The sequence below is a fragment of the Pseudomonas sp. PS1(2021) genome (genome assembly GCF_020405165.1).
In the GTDB taxonomy this organism is placed as follows: domain Bacteria; phylum Pseudomonadota; class Gammaproteobacteria; order Pseudomonadales; family Pseudomonadaceae; genus Pseudomonas; species Pseudomonas aeruginosa.
Genome location: NZ_CP084484.1, coordinates 1,825,948 through 1,841,313, shown reverse-complemented (window position 1 = coordinate 1,841,313; position 15,366 = coordinate 1,825,948). Strand labels below are relative to the sequence as shown.

At 69.1% G+C, this 15,366-nt stretch carries 13 protein-coding genes; 6 read left to right on the top strand and 7 right to left on the bottom strand.

All coding sequences use genetic code 11. The features are described 5' to 3' along the window. Window positions 1–46: 46 nt before the first annotated feature. The 7 genes from LE197_RS08600 to LE197_RS08570 all read right to left on the bottom strand — a co-directional run bounded on the left by LE197_RS08600 (window position 47) and on the right by LE197_RS08570 (window position 9,340). Window positions 47–313, bottom strand: a complete 267-nt coding sequence (locus LE197_RS08600) for a hypothetical protein (protein ID WP_003104712.1) — start codon at window positions 311–313, stop codon at window positions 47–49. A 279-nt stretch (window positions 314–592) separates the two neighbouring features. Further along, a complete protein-coding gene (locus LE197_RS08595) occupies window positions 593–1,678 on the bottom strand; it encodes a sigma-54 interaction domain-containing protein (RefSeq protein WP_023108152.1) in 1,086 nt (361 codons plus the stop codon). A 109-nt stretch (window positions 1,679–1,787) separates the two neighbouring features. Continuing rightward, window positions 1,788–2,888, bottom strand: coding sequence for a type VI secretion system protein TssA (tssA, locus tag LE197_RS08590; RefSeq protein ID WP_031692934.1), 1,101 nt, complete (start codon window positions 2,886–2,888; stop codon window positions 1,788–1,790). Next, entirely contained in the window at window positions 2,885–6,700 is a 3,816-nt protein-coding gene (locus LE197_RS08585) for a type VI secretion system membrane subunit (RefSeq protein WP_058134948.1), read from the bottom strand. The genes tssA and LE197_RS08585 overlap by 4 nt, the downstream gene beginning before the upstream one ends. Next, window positions 6,697–7,455 carry a DotU family type IV/VI secretion system protein gene (locus LE197_RS08580; protein WP_031692931.1) on the bottom strand — a complete coding sequence of 253 codons (759 nt, stop codon included), beginning with the start codon at window positions 7,453–7,455 and terminating at the stop codon, window positions 6,697–6,699. Before LE197_RS08580 ends, LE197_RS08585 begins: the two co-directional genes overlap by 4 nt. A 17-nt stretch (window positions 7,456–7,472) precedes the next feature. Continuing rightward, the gene (gene tssK, locus LE197_RS08575) at window positions 7,473–8,804 is read right to left on the bottom strand and encodes a type VI secretion system baseplate subunit TssK (RefSeq protein WP_023094023.1); all 1,332 of its coding nucleotides are present in this window, start codon (window positions 8,802–8,804) and stop codon (window positions 7,473–7,475) included. Window positions 8,805–8,863: 59 nt separating this feature from the next. Next, a complete protein-coding gene (locus LE197_RS08570) occupies window positions 8,864–9,340 on the bottom strand; it encodes a hypothetical protein (protein ID WP_003089492.1) in 477 nt (158 codons plus the stop codon). A gap of 207 nt (window positions 9,341–9,547) precedes the next feature. Between LE197_RS08570 and tssB the strand changes: the two genes are divergently transcribed. From tssB to tssG, 6 genes are all read left to right on the top strand, one after another. After that, the gene (gene tssB, locus LE197_RS08565; RefSeq protein ID WP_003089493.1) at window positions 9,548–10,093 is read left to right on the top strand and encodes a type VI secretion system contractile sheath small subunit; all 546 of its coding nucleotides are present in this window, start codon (window positions 9,548–9,550) and stop codon (window positions 10,091–10,093) included. Between the two features lie 22 nt (window positions 10,094–10,115). Then, on the top strand, window positions 10,116–11,600 hold the full coding sequence (gene tssC / locus LE197_RS08560; protein ID WP_003089494.1) for a type VI secretion system contractile sheath large subunit: 1,485 nt from the start codon (window positions 10,116–10,118) through the stop codon (window positions 11,598–11,600). 73 nt (window positions 11,601–11,673) lie between these two features. Beyond that, on the top strand, window positions 11,674–12,171 hold the full coding sequence (locus LE197_RS08555) for an Hcp family type VI secretion system effector (protein ID WP_003089495.1): 498 nt from the start codon (window positions 11,674–11,676) through the stop codon (window positions 12,169–12,171). 12 nt (window positions 12,172–12,183) lie between these two features. Next, window positions 12,184–12,609: a type VI secretion system baseplate subunit TssE gene (gene tssE, locus LE197_RS08550; RefSeq protein ID WP_009316132.1), complete on the top strand. Its 426-nt coding sequence runs from the start codon at window positions 12,184–12,186 to the stop codon at window positions 12,607–12,609. After that, window positions 12,593–14,386: a type VI secretion system baseplate subunit TssF gene (gene tssF / locus LE197_RS08545; RefSeq protein WP_031692929.1), complete on the top strand. Its 1,794-nt coding sequence runs from the start codon at window positions 12,593–12,595 to the stop codon at window positions 14,384–14,386. The genes tssE and tssF overlap by 17 nt, the downstream gene beginning before the upstream one ends. Beyond that, window positions 14,350–15,366 carry a type VI secretion system baseplate subunit TssG gene (gene tssG, locus LE197_RS08540; RefSeq protein WP_003114517.1) on the top strand — a complete coding sequence of 339 codons (1,017 nt, stop codon included), beginning with the start codon at window positions 14,350–14,352 and terminating at the stop codon, window positions 15,364–15,366. Before tssF ends, tssG begins: the two co-directional genes overlap by 37 nt.

Genomic DNA, 15,366 nt, shown 5'->3' with positions numbered 1-15,366 from the left:
CAGCCACGCAACAGCGCTGCTGTCCGACTGTTGCCCGGGCAACAGTTCAGTTCAGCTTGTAGGCCTGGAGCAGGAATATCTGGAATGCCCGCGCCGAATGCTGGTCGCCCGGCGGCAGGACGAACGGCGGCAGGCGCCCCTTGCGGCGCTTGACGTCGGCCCAGCGCTGGCCATTGCGCGAATGGAACTGGCAGAACGGCTGGTCGCCCAGGTAGAACACCCCCGGCCGCGGCTCGCGGATGCGCGGCCAGCGGCGCAGGCAATCCAGCAGCGGGCCGAGGTCGGCGAGTTGTTCCGGCGAACAATACGGCATGCAGCGATCCTCTTCGCCGGGTCGGGAAACCAAGGTTGCTGTGACTGGAGGGCCGGGCGGACTCGGCGCGGCCAGGAAAGCGGCTACCGGGAGCGAGCGACACGGGCGAGCGGAGCGAGCGACACGGGCGAGCGGAGCGAGCGACACGGGCGAGCGGAGCGAGGCATGGCGACGTCCCTGGTCCAGCCAACGAGATTCACCGCTCCGTTGTAGAACAGCCGCCGTCCGGGTTCTTGCCGGTTTTGTGGGGGAATTGTGAAAGACTGTAAAGCACCACGCTCACTTGCCCACCAGCGAGACCACGTTGTGTCGTGGCGAGGTTTCCAGCTCGCCGATCTTCTCCAGGCGGGCGCGCACGATGTTGCGGCTGATCCCCAGCAGGCGTCCGGTCTGCAACTGGTTGCCGTGGCAGAAGCGATAGGCGGCGCGGAACACGGTTTCCTCGATGTGCTCGTAGAGATCCTCGCGGTTTTCCTCGAACAGCGCCTGCAGCGCCGCTTCCAGCGCCGAGCCGGCGGCGCTCTCGGGAGCACGGCGCAAGCCGCTCGGCTCCTGGCGCGCACGCATGTCGATGAGGTGCAGGTCGGCCGGCTGGATCAGGCGGTTGCGGCAGACCAGCAGCGCATGGTGGATGGCGTTCTCCAGCTCGCGGATATTGCCCGCCCAGGAGTGCCCGAGCAGCTTGCGCTCGGCTTCCGGGCTCAGGCTCGCGCTGGTGTAGCCGAGGCGCCGGCAGTGCTCGACGATGAAGTACTCGGCCAGCGGCAGGATATCGCCGCGGCGCTCGCGCAACGGCGGCAGTTGGATGGTCGCCACGTGCAGGCGGTAGAACAGGTCCTCGCGGAAGTGCCCGGCGACCACCGCGTCGGCCAGGTCGACGTTGGTCGCCGCCACCAGCCGCACGTCGATGGGGATCGGCTGGCGCGAACCGAGCCGCACCACCTCGCGCTCCTGCAGCACGCGCAGCAGCTTGACCTGGATGCTCGGCGGCAGGTCGCCGATCTCGTCGAGGAACAGGGTGCCGCCGTTGGCCGCCTCGAACCAGCCGGCCTTGCTCTGCAACGCGCCGGTGAAGGCGCCCTTCTCGTGGCCGAACAGCTCGCTCTCCACCAGGCTCTCGGCGAAAGCACCGCAGTTGACCGCGACGAACGGGCCGCCGCTGCGTCCGCTGAGGGCATGGATATGGCGCGCCACCAGCTCCTTGCCGGTGCCGGTCTCGCCGATGACCAGCGCGTTGGCCTCGCTGGGCGCCAGGCGCTCGATGCGCTCCAGCAGCTCGCGGGAACGGGGGTCGTTGAACACCAGCACGGTGGCGCGCACCGATTTGGTCAGCTCGCGGGCGTGGGGATGGGTGATGACGGACATGCTGGGTTCCGAGCCAGGAAATGTGCGCCCATCTTGCCCCAGGAACCCATAGATTAAAAAATTCTGAATTCGTATTTATATATTCGAATAAAAGATATAGCCCCACCTCCTAGGGCAGTACGCCAAGCAGCGACCAGACCCGGCGCGCCTCCGAGTCCGCATTGATCAGCTCCGCCAGCAGCTCGCTCAGCGGCTTGTTGCCCCATTCCACCGCGCGCTTGATCAGGTAGGGAACCGGGCTGTGCGGCTCGGTGCGCGCCAGGTAGTCGGCGATCAGCAGCAGTTGCCGGTAGGCGTCCTCGCGACTGGTCGGCGCGCCAGCCGGCCCGCTCGGCGCGCTCGCCGGGACGCTTTCCTCGCCGTCCGCGTCGCCTTCGGCAGCGTCCGCCTCCGCGACCGGTGGCTGTTCTTCGGGCAGCGGCGCTTGCGGGTGCATGGCGATGAACTCCTTGAGCAAGGCCAGCCATTGCGCGATGACCCCGCGCAGCGGCTGGCAACTGGGGGCGAGTTCGCCCAGGCAGCGGTCGCACCACTGTTCCAGGCGTTGCAGTTGCTGCTGGCAGGCGAGCAGGCTGGCCTGCTTGCGCTGCCATTGCACCAGGGGCTCCGCGCGCAACGCTTCGTCGAGCTTCTTCTGCTGAAGTTGCGCCGCTTCCAGCGCCGCCTTGGCGCTCTTGCTGTCGCCGCTGGCGACCTGCTGGCGCTGCAACCTCTGCCAGGCATAGAGGGTGATCTCGGCGAACGCGCCCTGCCCCATCAGCGGCAGGCGCGTGTGCAGCAGCTCGGCATAGCGGCGCAACAGCCAGTCGATGGGCGGCACCCGCCACGACTGGTCGCCGTCCTGGGCTTGCGGATGCACCTCCTCGGGGTAGCGCTCGCAGAGTTCCGCCAGCAGCACCAGCGCGCGCTGCAATCCGCCCAGCCCGCCGCGTTGCAGCCAGGCCTCGCCGAGCCAGGCGGCGAGCATCAGGTCCTTGCTGCGCCGCTGCAACAGTTCGCTGGCCAACTGCTCCACCGCGGCCCAGTCGGCGCGCTTGGCTTCCGCCTGCCAGACGCCGGTCGGCAGGCTGCTGTCGTCCTCCCGGCGCAACTCGCGCAGGCGGTCGTAGTCCAGGTCGTAGCGCAGGCTGGGGCCGCACGGCTGTTCTGGGGCGATGGGTTCGAGCAGCACTTCCAGGGACAGGGCGTTGCCGGAAAGAGGCAGGGTCATGGGATACCTCCGGTGCTGGCGACGGTAGCCGGCAACAGCGTCGCGAACGGCGATTGCGGCGCGCGCACCGGCAGCGGCTGGATGGACAGCGGGGTCTTGCCGCCCAGGCTCATCAACGACAGGCGGAGGAACATCCGCGCCTCGTTTTCCGGGCTGTAGGGCGCATACACCGGCAGTTGCAGGACCAGCGGAAACTCCGTGTAGTCGACGTTCGGCGGGCGCTGCCGGGAGAAGTGCGCACGCATCATGCGCAGCAGCGCCCAGGAGCCCTGGTAGCTCCAGCCGGCCTCGAGGTCGGCCACCGCCAGGCTGGCCTGGCGCGGGTCGTCTGCCGGACGCTGCGAGCCGTTCTTCGCCCAGCGCAGCATGATCTTCAGCGGATCGCCGACGTTCCAGGTCAGGCCCTTGTCCTGCGCGCCGGGGAACCGGCTTTCCTGGTCGCCCGAGTACAGGCTCCAGGCGATCACCTGGTCGGCGCCGCGTTCCAGGCTGCGGTCGCTGCGCCAGTCGATGTCCAGGGCGACGCCGAGCAGGCCCGACTTGTCGCGCTCGAACAGCGGGCCGAGCCAGCGCTGCGCCTGCTCCAGGCGGCGGACGAAGTCCTCGGCGGCCGGCAGGTCCGGCGAGCGAACCTGGGCCAGCCCTTCGCGCACCTGCGGCAAGCGCGTCTCCATCAGTTTCAGCAGGTGCCGCACCCGCCCCGGCTCGGCATCGGCCGCTTCCAGGCTGTAGGCGAACGGGAAGCGTCCGGCGAGGTACTGGTTGAAGTAGTCGGCGAGGTCCTTCCAGGCCTGCGCCGCCTGCTGCTGTTGCAGCGACTGGCAGCGCCCGAGCGCGCCCTGGCGCAGGTCCACCAGGCGCGTCGCCAGGTCGCTGCGACTGGACGGCAGGAGCACGCCGTTGAGAATGTCGGCGCAACTGCCGATGTCCATCTGGTTGAAATCGTTACCCACCAGCTTCGCCAGCTGCGCCGCGGTGCTCGCCGGGTTGTCGGCCTTGAATTTCTGCAGTTCGGCGTTGAGCGCGCTGAAGCGCACGAACGCGTTGTAGTCGGCGGTGGCCAGGCTGGACTGCTGCGCCTGCAGCCACTCCAGCGCCGGGGCGTGGCGCTCGGCGACCGCGGCCATGGCATTGAACTGGCTGGTCAGGCTCTGCTTCAGCTCGGCGCTGTCCTGGGCGCGGAACGCCTGCAGGCCGAAATTCGGCGCGCCCGACCAGCGACTGAAATCGACCGGCTCGCGCAGCACCGCCTGCTCGTCGATGTCGCGCAGGGCCTGGCCGATATCGGCCACGGCCAGCGCGTTGAGGCTGGCCAGCAGGCGCGCGCCGGCCTGCATGTCCTGCAACTCCAGCAGCGCCGCCTGCAATGCCTGGACCTGCTTGACCTGCACGTCGAAGCGCGAGGCATTGCGGCTGGTCAGGCTGCGACTGCGCGGCCCGAGGCTCTGCCACATGGCCTCGGTCGTCGCGCTGGCGGCGGCGTGCAGGACCGAGTAGCGATAGCGCGGGTTGAGCGACGGCAGGGTGCTCTCGTAGTAGCCGCTGAAGTCGTTGAAGAAGCTCAACGCCTGGGTCACGCCGATGTCGTCGATGCTCAGCAGGGAGTGCTCCGCCAGCGTCTTGCCGGCCAGGGCCACGGAGACGAAGTCCTTGGTCTTCAGGTCATCGATGGCGCGTTTCAGGCCGAGCAGGTCATCGGCCAGCTTGAGCGTCGCCCCCTGCTTCACCAGCAGGCCGTCGCCGGCAGCCTCCGGAGGCGCGATCCATTCGCTGCGGAACTGCTGCTGCAACTGCACCGTGAGGTTCTGCAGTTCCTCCACGCGGTCTCCCAGCAGGCTGCTTTGCTGGGCGCTCTTGAGCAGGTTCTGGTAGCCAGGGACGAGATCCTGGCCGACGCCATTGCCCCAGATCAGGTTGATGCGGTTGACCTGCTGCTGCAGGTGGTTGATCAATTCGCCGACCCCCAGCAACTGGGCCGCCGTGGCATCTCGTTCCTGGCCGAGCTGCGCGAGTTCCTGGGTCAGGGCATTGCCGGTGCGTTCCAGGCTGTCGGTGAGAAAGTAGGCGTTCAGCCAGCGTGCCATCAGGTCATGGAAGTTATCCGCCGCCGTGGCGCCGACCCGGCCCAGGTCGAGGGCGGCGAGATCGGCCGGACGCTCGGCGAACAGCGTGCGGTTGTAGTAGGCCAGGCGCGCCAGGCTGCCGCCGTTGTAGCTGCTGCCCAGGGCGTCGTTGCTCAGTTGCAGGAGATCGTCGAGCGGCGTCTTGCGGTTGTCGATGGCCTGGGCGAACAGGCGATTGTGGCGCTCCAGGGTAGTGGCGCGGGCGACCAGGTCCTTCGCCGCCAGGTAGTCCTTCCACTGGCTGGGGTCGTCGCCCTCCTTCAGGCCGGGTTGGCCGTCGCTGCGGATCGCCCGCAGGTCGCTCGCCTCGCCTTCCAGCAGGCTGCGCAGCGGGCGTACCAGCAGGCGCTCGGAAACGCGGCGATACGCGCTGTCGATGCGTGCGTCCAGGGAGGAAAACCAGGAACTGGGGAATGCCAGCGAGGTGAAGCGCCAGCGCGGCGCCTGTGCCACCAGTTGCCACCAGGCCTGGACGTTCTGCCGGACCTGGGCGGCGCGCCGGGTGTCGTCGTCGAGCGGCTGGTAGCGCTCGCTGGCGCCATGCAGCAGTTGCGACAGTTCGCCGGCGTCGCGCAGCGCGTCGCGCCAGACCCAGGTCATCAGGCCGCCCCAGAGCAGGCACAGGCACAGCGCAGCGAGGCCGATACCGCGCTGCCAGCGCTGGCGCAGCTGGAGGATGCGCGGCACCGCCTGGGCCAGGCCTTCCTCGGCAAGGATCCGCCGTGCCCACAGTTGGCTGGCGAAGCTGCTGCGCCGACGCGGCGCGTCGACCGCCGGCAGGGCTTCGTCGCTTGCCGCCCCCGCCGCCTCGCTGCCGCTCAGGTAGAGACCGCGAAAGCGCGGCGCCTCGCCCCTGGCGTTGCCCTGGAAGACCGGTTCGAGCAGCGCCTGCAACGAACCGCGGAGGCTTTCCAGGCGTGGCGGCAGGCAATACAGGTCGTTGTTCACCTGGCCGCGCAAGGTACCGAGTTCGACGATCGACTCGGTCAGGGTGACGGTGATTTCCTCCAGCGCCTGCTCGCACCAGCGCGACTGCCAGGCCGCCTCGGCGGCGAACGGCGAGGACCAGCCGAGGGCGCGCTCGCGCGCCTCCTCGGGCAGCGCCGCGAGAAGTTCCTGGAAACCCGGCAGGTCTTCCAGGCCAGTGATCACCACGTACACCGGCAGGCTCAGGCCAAGGCGCTGGGTCAGCTCCACGTAGCGACGACGGGCGGCGAGGCCGAGGGCGGCCGCCTGCTCGCCATCCTGCAACCGCGCCAGCGGAATGTTCCAGACCACCCCGTCCAGCGCGCGCCTGCCGCGCAGGCGCAGGAACAGACGCAACAGGCGCAGCCAGGCGCCGCTTTGCCGGCGCAGGCCCTCGTCGGGCAGGAACACCGACTCCGGCACCAGCAGGATCGCCCCCTCGCCGTCCGACCACCAGCGGCCGAACCAGGCCGGACGCGCCACCGGCAGCAGGCGCCAGGTGGCGCACAACTGCTCGCCCTCGGTCTCGTTGCCGAGCATCAGCAGCCAGGGCGCTTCGTAGCGGCCCTGCCAGCCCTGCTCGCGCTCCATCTGCCGGACCGCCGCGTAGAAGCTGCGGATCTCCGTACCGCCCCGGGTCCGCCACCACCAGCCCAGCGCCCCCAGCAGCAGCGCCAGCAGCAGCAGGAGGAGAACCAGCATGAACAGCGTCGCGCCGCTCATGGCGCCTGCTCCGCATCGGCCAGGTGGGTCACCGCCGCCATTTCATGCTGGATGTCGCGCCAGAACAGGTGCCCGATGCCGCTCATCAGCAGCACCAGGCCGAGCACCGCCAGGCCCAGGCGGAAACCGTCCGGCAACGCCGCGCGCACCGGCAGGCGCCGTGGCGGCGCGGCGGCAGGCTGCTCAAGGCGACGGCCGAGGTCGGCGGCGTCCGCCTCGCGCTGCCAGGCGAAGGCGAACAGCGCCTGCCGCCACTTCTCGTGCAGCGCCTCGCCGCGCGGCCCGCGCAGGCGACCGCGGAAGCCGAGGATCAGACATTGCAGGTAAACGTTGGCCAGGTCGCGACTGGCCGGGGCGCGTTCGTCGAGCAGGCGCTTGATCGCCAGCGGCAGGTATTCGCCCGCCTGGCGACTGCCGTAGAGATGCGACTCCAGCGGTTTTTCCTGCCAGGCGCCCTGTCCCGGCCAGGCGCTGAAGACCAGAGTCTCGTCGACCAGGGCGACGAAGGCATAGACCATCGCCTTGACCTGCACGCCCGCCGCGTCGCCGACGCTGGCGAAGGCGCTGCGCCACAGACGCCGGGTGATGCGGGTGGACAGTTCGAGGGCGCGCTCGACCATCCGCGGCACATCCTGGGCGTCGCGGTCGAGGGCGCCCCAGGCCTCCAGCCATTCCTGCCAGGCCTGGCGGAATGCCGTGCTGAGCGGCTGCTCCTGGTACGCCTGGGAAAAAAGCCCTGCACTCCCTTCGGGCATTGGCGGCTCCTTCCTGTCTAGGTGTTGTCGCTGCCGTCGGCGACGAACAGCACGATCTGCCAGGGACTGCTGGCGACCCCGCTGACCGGCGCGACGATGCGCAGCGGCTGGCCGGCATCGAACCAGTCGCCGGCGCCCTGCACGACGAACAAACGGGTGTCGTCGCCGACGCTGTAGGCCACCTGTTCCTGGCGATTCATCGGCTGCCGCGCCAGCCCGCTCATGCGCTGCCGGGCGAGCAACGGCAGGTGCGGATCGGAGGCGACGATGGCGCGCTCCAGCCAGTCAGCCGCCGCCTGTTCGCCGGCGCCGGCGGGCATCCGCAGGCCGACCACCAGGCGCTGACGCGGCGCCGGATCGGGCAGGCGTACGGAAAACACCTGTTCCTCCTGCTCGAACGGCAGGCAGCGGTAGCCCGCGCGGATCGACTCGATGGCCCGCTCCAGCCAGTCCAGCAGCGGCTCGTAGCCACGCCGCAGGTCGAGGAAGTCGAGCGCTTCGAAGGCCGGCACGCCGGCCAGCGGATCGAGCGCCGCCCAGGCCCCGGCCAGGCCCAGCAGGCTGCCGTGCAGGGCCAGCGGCGAGGCCGCGCGGCTTGCCAGCAGGCCTTCCACCTCCGGCAGGCGGGTCCAGAGCGCGGCGAGCTGGCGACGGACTTCCACCGCGTCGTCCTGGTTACCCGCCTGCTGCGCCAGGCGCAGGCGCCCGCCGAGGAACAGCGCCTTCTCCCGGGCCCGCGCGCAGAGCGACTGCACGCGCCTGCCCAGGGGCGATTCCGGCAGCACCAATGGCGTCGGCGGGACGTAGGGCAGGCTGACGTAGGCGCCGCCCTCCTTCGCCACGCGCAGCAACGGCAGACACACGGAGTCGGCCTTGCCGTCGTCGCCGACCAGCCGCAGCGACGCTCGCCAGACGGTGATCGGCTCGGGGTGCTCGCCGCTGGCCAGGTCCGGCAGCGGCGCGCCGACCCGCGATTGCAGACGGCCCTTCAGCGGCAGCAACTGACCCGCCCGCCACAGCGGACTGACCGCCAGGTGGACGTTCAGCAGCGGCCCTTCGGCGGCCGCCAGCGCTGTCTCCAGGTCGAACTCCAGCGGCGCGTCGACACCAGCCTGCACGCTCACCGGCAGGCCGTCGGGCAGGATCGCTTCGAGGTGCAGGACCCGCACTTGGCCGGCGCACAACGCCGAGGGGTCCAGTTCCAGGGCGGTCACGCCCCAGAACCAAGGGTTGCAGGCCTGTCCGGTGCGCGCCGCCAGCGCCTCGGCACGCAATCCCTGCAACTGGAAATGCTGGGGAAGCAGTTGCATCCCTTCGTGCCAGCACACCGCGTCAGGCAGAACACTCATACGACTCCCCTTCGACGTCCTACGTTGTCGTGCACGACGGTCGCTCGCCTGCCCCTTCGCTAGGGCGCGGCGGGATCGTTGACCAGTCGCATTTCCCGGGTATCCAGACGCAGCCAGACGCGCTGCTGCTGGTCGAGGCGCAAGCGGTGCGCGCCGGGTGTGTTATAGCCGGCGAAGACCAAAAGTCCAGTTGCGCGGTCGCCGCGCAAGGGGAACGACTCCGACTCGATGAACTGCCCCGGGACCAGCTCCAGGCTCCATACCGCGAACTGCTGCCGGTAGTCGCGGCGGTACTGCTCGCGATTGGCGAACCACTGGCTGGCCGGCAGTCCGGCCAGCTCCTTGAACAGCTCCGCATCCTTCACCGCGACGAAGTCCACGGCGATCGGCGAGTCGTCGTTGGCGCGCGCGGCGACATCCAGGGTCAGCCGCTGCAACTCGACCCGCGGCGCGAAGAAATACGAGCAGCCGGCCAGCGCCAGGATCGCCAGCGCCAGGGAGAATTTCCGACATATGGTGAAACATCCGTGCTTCATGGGAGTCCAACGAAAATTTTATTTTGCAAATCCATAGACCTGTTCTAGCGTCTTTTGTAGTTCGTCGCCAGTGACGGACCAGAGGGATCGCCAAGGACAGGTTCTGCGCCGTTTTCCCTGTCATGCCTGTGATCCAGCAAGGGACTGCGATGATCAGGGCATCCCCCGATGCATTGCGCCCCCACCATTGCATCGGAGTCAGCCGCCATGGCCGAGAGTACGCAGCACAAGCTGGACCGGGTGCGCCCGCCGCGCGTGCAGATCACCTACGACGTCGAGATCGGCAACGCCATCGAGAAGAAGGAGCTGCCCCTGGTGGTCGGCATCCTCGCCGACCTCTCCGGCAAGCCGGATACCCCGCCGGCGAAGCTGGTCGAACGGCGTTTCGTCGACATCGACCGCGACAACTTCAACGAGATCCTCTCCTCCATCTCTCCCCGCGCCACCCTGCAGGTCGACAACACCATCAGCGGCGACGACAGCAAGCTGAACGTCGAGCTGCGCTTCAACCACATCGAGGACTTCGACCCGGTCAACCTGGTGAAGCAGGTGGTCCCGTTGCGTCGCCTGTTCGAAGCGCGCCAGCGCCTGCGCGACCTGCTGACCAAGCTCGACGGCAACGACGACCTCGACCAGCTGCTGCAGGACGTGGTGGCCAACACCGAAGGCCTGCAGGAAATCAAAGCGGCCCGCCCGGAAGCCGAAGCGGCCCCGGCCGGCGACAGCGAACCCCCGGCCGACCAGCCGGCCTGACCCTCTTCCCGGAGAAGCCGCCATGCCCAAGTCATCCGCCGCCGAACAATCCGGCGAGAGTTCGACCCAGACCCTGTCCCTGCTCGACGAGATCATCGCCAAGGGCCGCATGGCCCACGACGACAGCCAGCAGGACTACGCCCGCGACATGCTCGCGGAATTCGCCACCCAGGTCCTCGACGAGGGCATGGCCGTCGACAAGGACACCGTGGCGATGATCAACGACCGCATCAGCCAGATCGATGCGCTGATCAGCGACCAGCTCAACCAGATCATCCACCACCCCGAGTTGCAGAAGCTGGAAGCCTCCTGGCGCGGCCTGCACCAACTGGTGAGCAACACCGAGACCAGCGCGCGGCTCAAGCTGCGCCTGCTGAACGTCGGCAAGAACGAACTGCAGAACGACCTGGAGAAGGCGGTCGAGTTCGACCAGAGCGCACTGTTCAAGAAGATCTACGAAGAGGAATACGGCACCTTCGGCGGACACCCCTTCAGCCTGCTGATCGGCGACTTCACCTTCGGCCGCCATCCGCAGGACATCGGCCTGCTGGAGAAGCTGTCGAACGTCGCCGCGGCTGCCCACGCGCCGTTCATCGCCGCCGCCAGCCCACGCCTGTTCGACATGAACAGCTTCACCGAACTGGCCGTGCCGCGCGACCTGACCAAGATCTTCGAGAGCCTGGAACTGATCAAGTGGCGCGCCTTCCGCGAGAGCGAGGATTCGCGCTACGTGTCCCTGGTGCTGCCGAACTTCCTCCTGCGCCTGCCCTACGGCCCGGAGACGCGACCGGTGGAAGGCATGAACTATGTCGAGGACGTCAACGGCACCGACCACTCCAAGTACCTCTGGGGCAACGCCGCCTGGGTCCTGGCGCAGCGCATCACCGAGGCCTTCGCCAAGTACGGCTGGTGCGCGGCGATCCGCGGCGCGGAAGGCGGCGGCGCGGTCGAGGGCCTGCCGGCGCACACGTTCCGCACCAGCTCCGGCGACCTGTCGCTGAAGTGCCCGACCGAGGTGGCGATCACCGACCGCCGCGAGAAGGAACTCAACGATCTCGGCTTCATTTCCCTGTGCCACAAGAAGAACAGCGACGTGGCGGTGTTCTTCGGCGGCCAGACCACCAACAAGGCCAGGCTCTACAACACCAACGAGGCCAACGCCAACGCGCGCCTGTCGGCGATGCTGCCGTACGTGCTGGCGGCATCGCGCTTCGCCCACTACCTGAAGGTGATCATGCGCGACAAGGTCGGCAGCTTCATGACCCGCGACAACGTGCAGACCTACCTGAACAACTGGATCGCCGACTACGTGCTGATCAACGACAACGCACCGCAGGAAATCAAGGCACAGTACCCGCTGCGCGAGGCGCGGGTGGATGTCAGCGAGGTGGCCGGCAAACCGGGGGCCTACCGCGCCACGGTGTTCCTCCGGCCGCACTTCCAGCTCGAGGAACTCAGCGCGTCGATCCGCCTGGTCGCCAACCTGCCGCCGCCGGTAGCGGCGTGAGTCCGCCCCCGCCGGCAGCGCCGGCGGGGCGCCCTTCCCGTTCCAGACAGCCCCTCTCCAGGAGTCAGATGCGATGGATGCGATCATTCTCGATTTCGGCAGCGACATCAAAGGCGACAGCCTGCTCGTCGGCTACGAAAACAAGATCGAAATCATGTCCTACAGCCACAACGTGGCGATGCAGGTCACCAACGACGTCAGCAACTCGGAGCGCACCTCCGGCAAACCCCACGTCGGCGAATTCACCCTCACCAAGTTCATCGACACCTCGACCCCGACCCTCAACGAGTATTGCTGCGCCGGCAAGCCGATCGCCGAGGCGACCATCACCATCGGCCGCAACGCCGCCGAGGGCAACGGGCAGATCATGCCCTTCATCGTCTACACCCTGAACAACGTGGTGCTCTCCAACGTCAGCGTCAGCGGCGGCGCCGGCGGCAAGCCGGTGGAGACCCTGTCGCTGAACTTCACCAAGATCAAGTGGGAGCTGACCGCGCAGAAGGACGACGGCACCAAGGAAGGCACGGCCGCCTCGACCTGGGACCTGGCCGCCAACCAGTTGGTCAAGTGACCGGGCGCCGACATGTCCGGAGCCCTGCCGCCGCTGTTCGAGCGCCTCAGCGCCGAGGCCGACGAACGTCCCGCGTTCGACGACCGGGCGCTGGCCGAGTCGGTCCGCGGCGAGCTGCTGCGCCTGCTCAACACACGGCGCCCGGCGCATGCGCGCAGCGGCATCCTCGCCTACGGGCTCGCCGACTGGACCGCCGTGCAACGCCTGCGCGCCGAGGACCGGCGCCAGCTGGCACGCGAGGTGCGGGCGGCGGTCGAGCATTTCGAGCCGCGCCTGCAACTGGCCGAGGTCGAGGTCGAACCTGACCCGGACAATCCGCAGCGCCTGCGTATCCAGCTCGGTGGCCGCCTGCGCAGCGGGTCGCGCCTGATGCCTGCGCTATTCGTCATCGAACAGGGCAACGATGGCCTCGAGGTGCGCCATGAGCGATTCGATTGATGCCGACCTGCTCGACTACTACCAGCGCGAGCTGACCTGGCTGCGGCATGCCGGCGGCGCCTTCGCCGAGCGCTATCCGAAGGTCGCCCGGCGCCTGCAACTGGCCCCCGGCGAATGCCCCGACCCGCATGTCGAGCGTCTGCTGGAAGGCTTCTCGCTGCTCACCGCGCGCCTGCAACGGCGCCTCGACGACGACTACGCGGAGTTCAGCGACGCCCTCCTCGAACAGCTCTACCCCCTGGCGCTGCGCCCGCTGCCGTCCTGCGCGATCGTCCAGTTCGAACCGGACCCGACCCAGGGCAACCTCGCCGAGGGCTACCGGCTGCCGCGCGACACCGCACTGTTCGTCACCACCCGCGGCGGCGACAGCGTGCATTTCCGCAGCAGCGCCGAGGCGACCCTGTGGCCGCTGGCGATCGACGAAGCGACCCTGCTCGGCGGCGAGGAGGCGCAAGCCCTGACCGGAGTCGGCGCCGCCCGCTCGGCGTTGCGCCTGAGCCTGCGCTGCCTGGGCGAGTACCGCTGGGACGAACTGTCGATCGAGCGCCTGCGCATCCACCTGGCGGCTTCGCCGATGGGCTGTGCGATCCTCTACGACCTGCTCGCCGCGCATGCCGTGCAGGTCATGGCGGGGGCGCCCGGCACGCCGCCGGCGGCGCTCTGCGGACTGCCGGAGATCGTCGGCTTCGCCGCCGACGAGGCGCTGCTGCCGGAGGAAGACGGCGGACATCCGGGCCTGCGCCTGCTCGCCGAGTACTTCGCCTTCCCCGACAAGTTCCACTTCTTCGACCTGCCGCTGTCCGGCGCGCTCGCCGACGGACAGACGCTCTACCTGTACCTGGTCTTCGATCGCGCACCGACGGCACGCCTGCATTTGCAGGCGGAAGACTTCCAGCTCGGCTGCACGCCGGCGATCAACCTCTTTCCGCGGACCTCGGAGCCGCTGCGCCCGGACGGCACCCGCAGCGAGTACCGCCTGGTCGCCGACAGTCACCGCGAGAACAGCGTGGAAATCCATAGCATCCGCGCCGTGCGCTCGGTTGCCGGGAGCACCGTGCAGCCAGTCCCGGCCTACTATGGCTGCCGCCACGACAGCCACCTCGGCACGCTCTACTGGCACGCCCGGCGCATCGCCGGGCTGACCCCGAACCGGCTGGGCAGCGACCTGCTGCTGAGCCTGGTGGATACCGGCTTCGACCCGTTGCGCGAGGCCCCGGCCTTCAGCCTGACCGCCGAGCTGCTATGCACCAATCGCTATCTGGCCGAGCGCCTGGGTGCCGGCACCGCGCTGGGCTTCGAACGGCCCGGGCCGGTCGCCGCCGCACGCCTGCGCAACGCGCCCAGCGCGCAGAGCCAGCCGCGCCTGGACGGCCAGTCGCGCTGGAGACTGGTCTCGCAGCTGACCCTCAACCACCTGTCGCTGGTGGAAGGCCCGCGCGCCCTCGAAGCCCTGCGGGAAATCCTCGCCCTGCACAACCTGCGCGACGACGCCAGCGCCCGCCGGCAGATAGAAGGGCTGAGGCAACTCGACTGCCAGCGGGTGGTGGCGCATGTCGGCGAGGATGCCTGGCGCGGCTGGCGCAATGGCCTGGAAATCCGCCTGCGACTCGATCCGCAACACTTCGTCGGCGCCAGCGGCGTGCTGTTCTCCGCCGTGCTGGCGCAGTTCTTCTCGCTGTATGCCACCGCCAACCGTTTCGTGCGCACGGTCCTGGTGGAAGCCGACAAGGAGGTGAAGACATGGCAACCCCAGGCCGGCTCGCCGCTCTCCCTCTGAGTCAGCGGCTGCGCCGCACGCCGCAGCGCTTCGAACTGTTGCAGGCGCTGCTGCTGCTCGAACGCGAGCGTCCCCAGGCGTTGCCGCTGGGCACCGGCAACGCGCCGCGGGCGGAGGCCCTGCGCCTGCGCGGGCCGCTGTTGCCGCTGTTCGCCTCGAGCGAGGTGGAAAGCCTGCTCGACGACCCGCAGCAACCGGTGCTGTCCACCCCGGTGTTCGGCCTCGGCGGACCCGACGGCCCGTTGCCCTATGCCTACCAGGAATGGCTGCAACAACGCGCCCGGCAGAAGGACCATGCCCCCGCCGAGTTCCTCGACCTGTTCCAGCACCGCCTGCTCAGCCTGCTCTACCGGGTGCTGCGCAAGCATCGCGTGGCGCTCGGTTTCGCGGTGCCGGCGGCGACCCCGGTGCAGGCGCAGCTACGCGCCCTCAGCGGCCTGTTGCCGAAAGCCCTGCAAGAGCGCCTGGCGCTGCCGGACAGCGCGGTACTGGCACGCACCGCGCTGTTCGCCGGCGGGCGTCGCTCCCTGGCCGGCTTCGCCGGCCTGGTGCGCCAGCATTTCGGCGTGGAGGCACGGCTGGACGCCTACCAGGGCGCCTGGAAGGAAATCCCCGCGGCCAGCCGCAGCCGCCTGCAACGCGGCGGACGCAACCTGCGCCTGGGTCGCGACGCCATAGCCGGCACGCGCACCTGGGACGAGCACGCCGGCATCGCCCTCAGTCTCGGTCCGCTGGATGCCCGCGAAGCCGCCCGCTTCTTCCCCGACGGTGACGCCCATGGCCAGTTGGCCAGCCTCGCCGCGCTGTACTTCGGCCCCGACCTGGATTGTCGCCTGAGCCTGCTGGTGAGCGGCGGCGCGCCGCTGCGCCTGGAGCGCGGTGCACCGCCCAGGCTGAGCTGGAACACCGGCCTGCGGCGCGTCGAAGACGGCCAGCGGCAGCGCATCGATCTCGACCTGCGGCAGCCGGAGGTAGCCTGA

What these genes read in the sequence shown, in the direction of transcription:
- tssC (WP_003089494.1), top strand. Translation starts at nt 10,116, where the DNA reads ATGCCCAAGTCATCCGCCGCCGAACAATCCGGCGAGAGTTCGACCCAG.
- tssF (WP_031692929.1), top strand. Translation starts at nt 12,593, where the DNA reads ATGAGCGATTCGATTGATGCCGACCTGCTCGACTACTACCAGCGCGAG.
- LE197_RS08595 (WP_023108152.1), bottom strand. Translation starts at nt 1,678, where the DNA reads ATGTCCGTCATCACCCATCCCCACGCCCGCGAGCTGACCAAATCGGTG.
- tssK (WP_023094023.1), bottom strand. Translation starts at nt 8,804, where the DNA reads ATGAGTGTTCTGCCTGACGCGGTGTGCTGGCACGAAGGGATGCAACTG.
- LE197_RS08585 (WP_058134948.1), bottom strand. Translation starts at nt 6,700, where the DNA reads ATGAGCGGCGCGACGCTGTTCATGCTGGTTCTCCTCCTGCTGCTGCTG.
- LE197_RS08580 (WP_031692931.1), bottom strand. Translation starts at nt 7,455, where the DNA reads ATGCCCGAAGGGAGTGCAGGGCTTTTTTCCCAGGCGTACCAGGAGCAG.
- tssE (WP_009316132.1), top strand. Translation starts at nt 12,184, where the DNA reads ATGTCCGGAGCCCTGCCGCCGCTGTTCGAGCGCCTCAGCGCCGAGGCC.
- tssA (WP_031692934.1), bottom strand. Translation starts at nt 2,888, where the DNA reads ATGACCCTGCCTCTTTCCGGCAACGCCCTGTCCCTGGAAGTGCTGCTC.
- LE197_RS08570 (WP_003089492.1), bottom strand. Translation starts at nt 9,340, where the DNA reads ATGAAGCACGGATGTTTCACCATATGTCGGAAATTCTCCCTGGCGCTG.
- tssG (WP_003114517.1), top strand. Translation starts at nt 14,350, where the DNA reads ATGGCAACCCCAGGCCGGCTCGCCGCTCTCCCTCTGAGTCAGCGGCTG.
- LE197_RS08600 (WP_003104712.1), bottom strand. Translation starts at nt 313, where the DNA reads ATGCCGTATTGTTCGCCGGAACAACTCGCCGACCTCGGCCCGCTGCTG.
- tssB (WP_003089493.1), top strand. Translation starts at nt 9,548, where the DNA reads ATGGCCGAGAGTACGCAGCACAAGCTGGACCGGGTGCGCCCGCCGCGC.
- LE197_RS08555 (WP_003089495.1), top strand. Translation starts at nt 11,674, where the DNA reads ATGGATGCGATCATTCTCGATTTCGGCAGCGACATCAAAGGCGACAGC.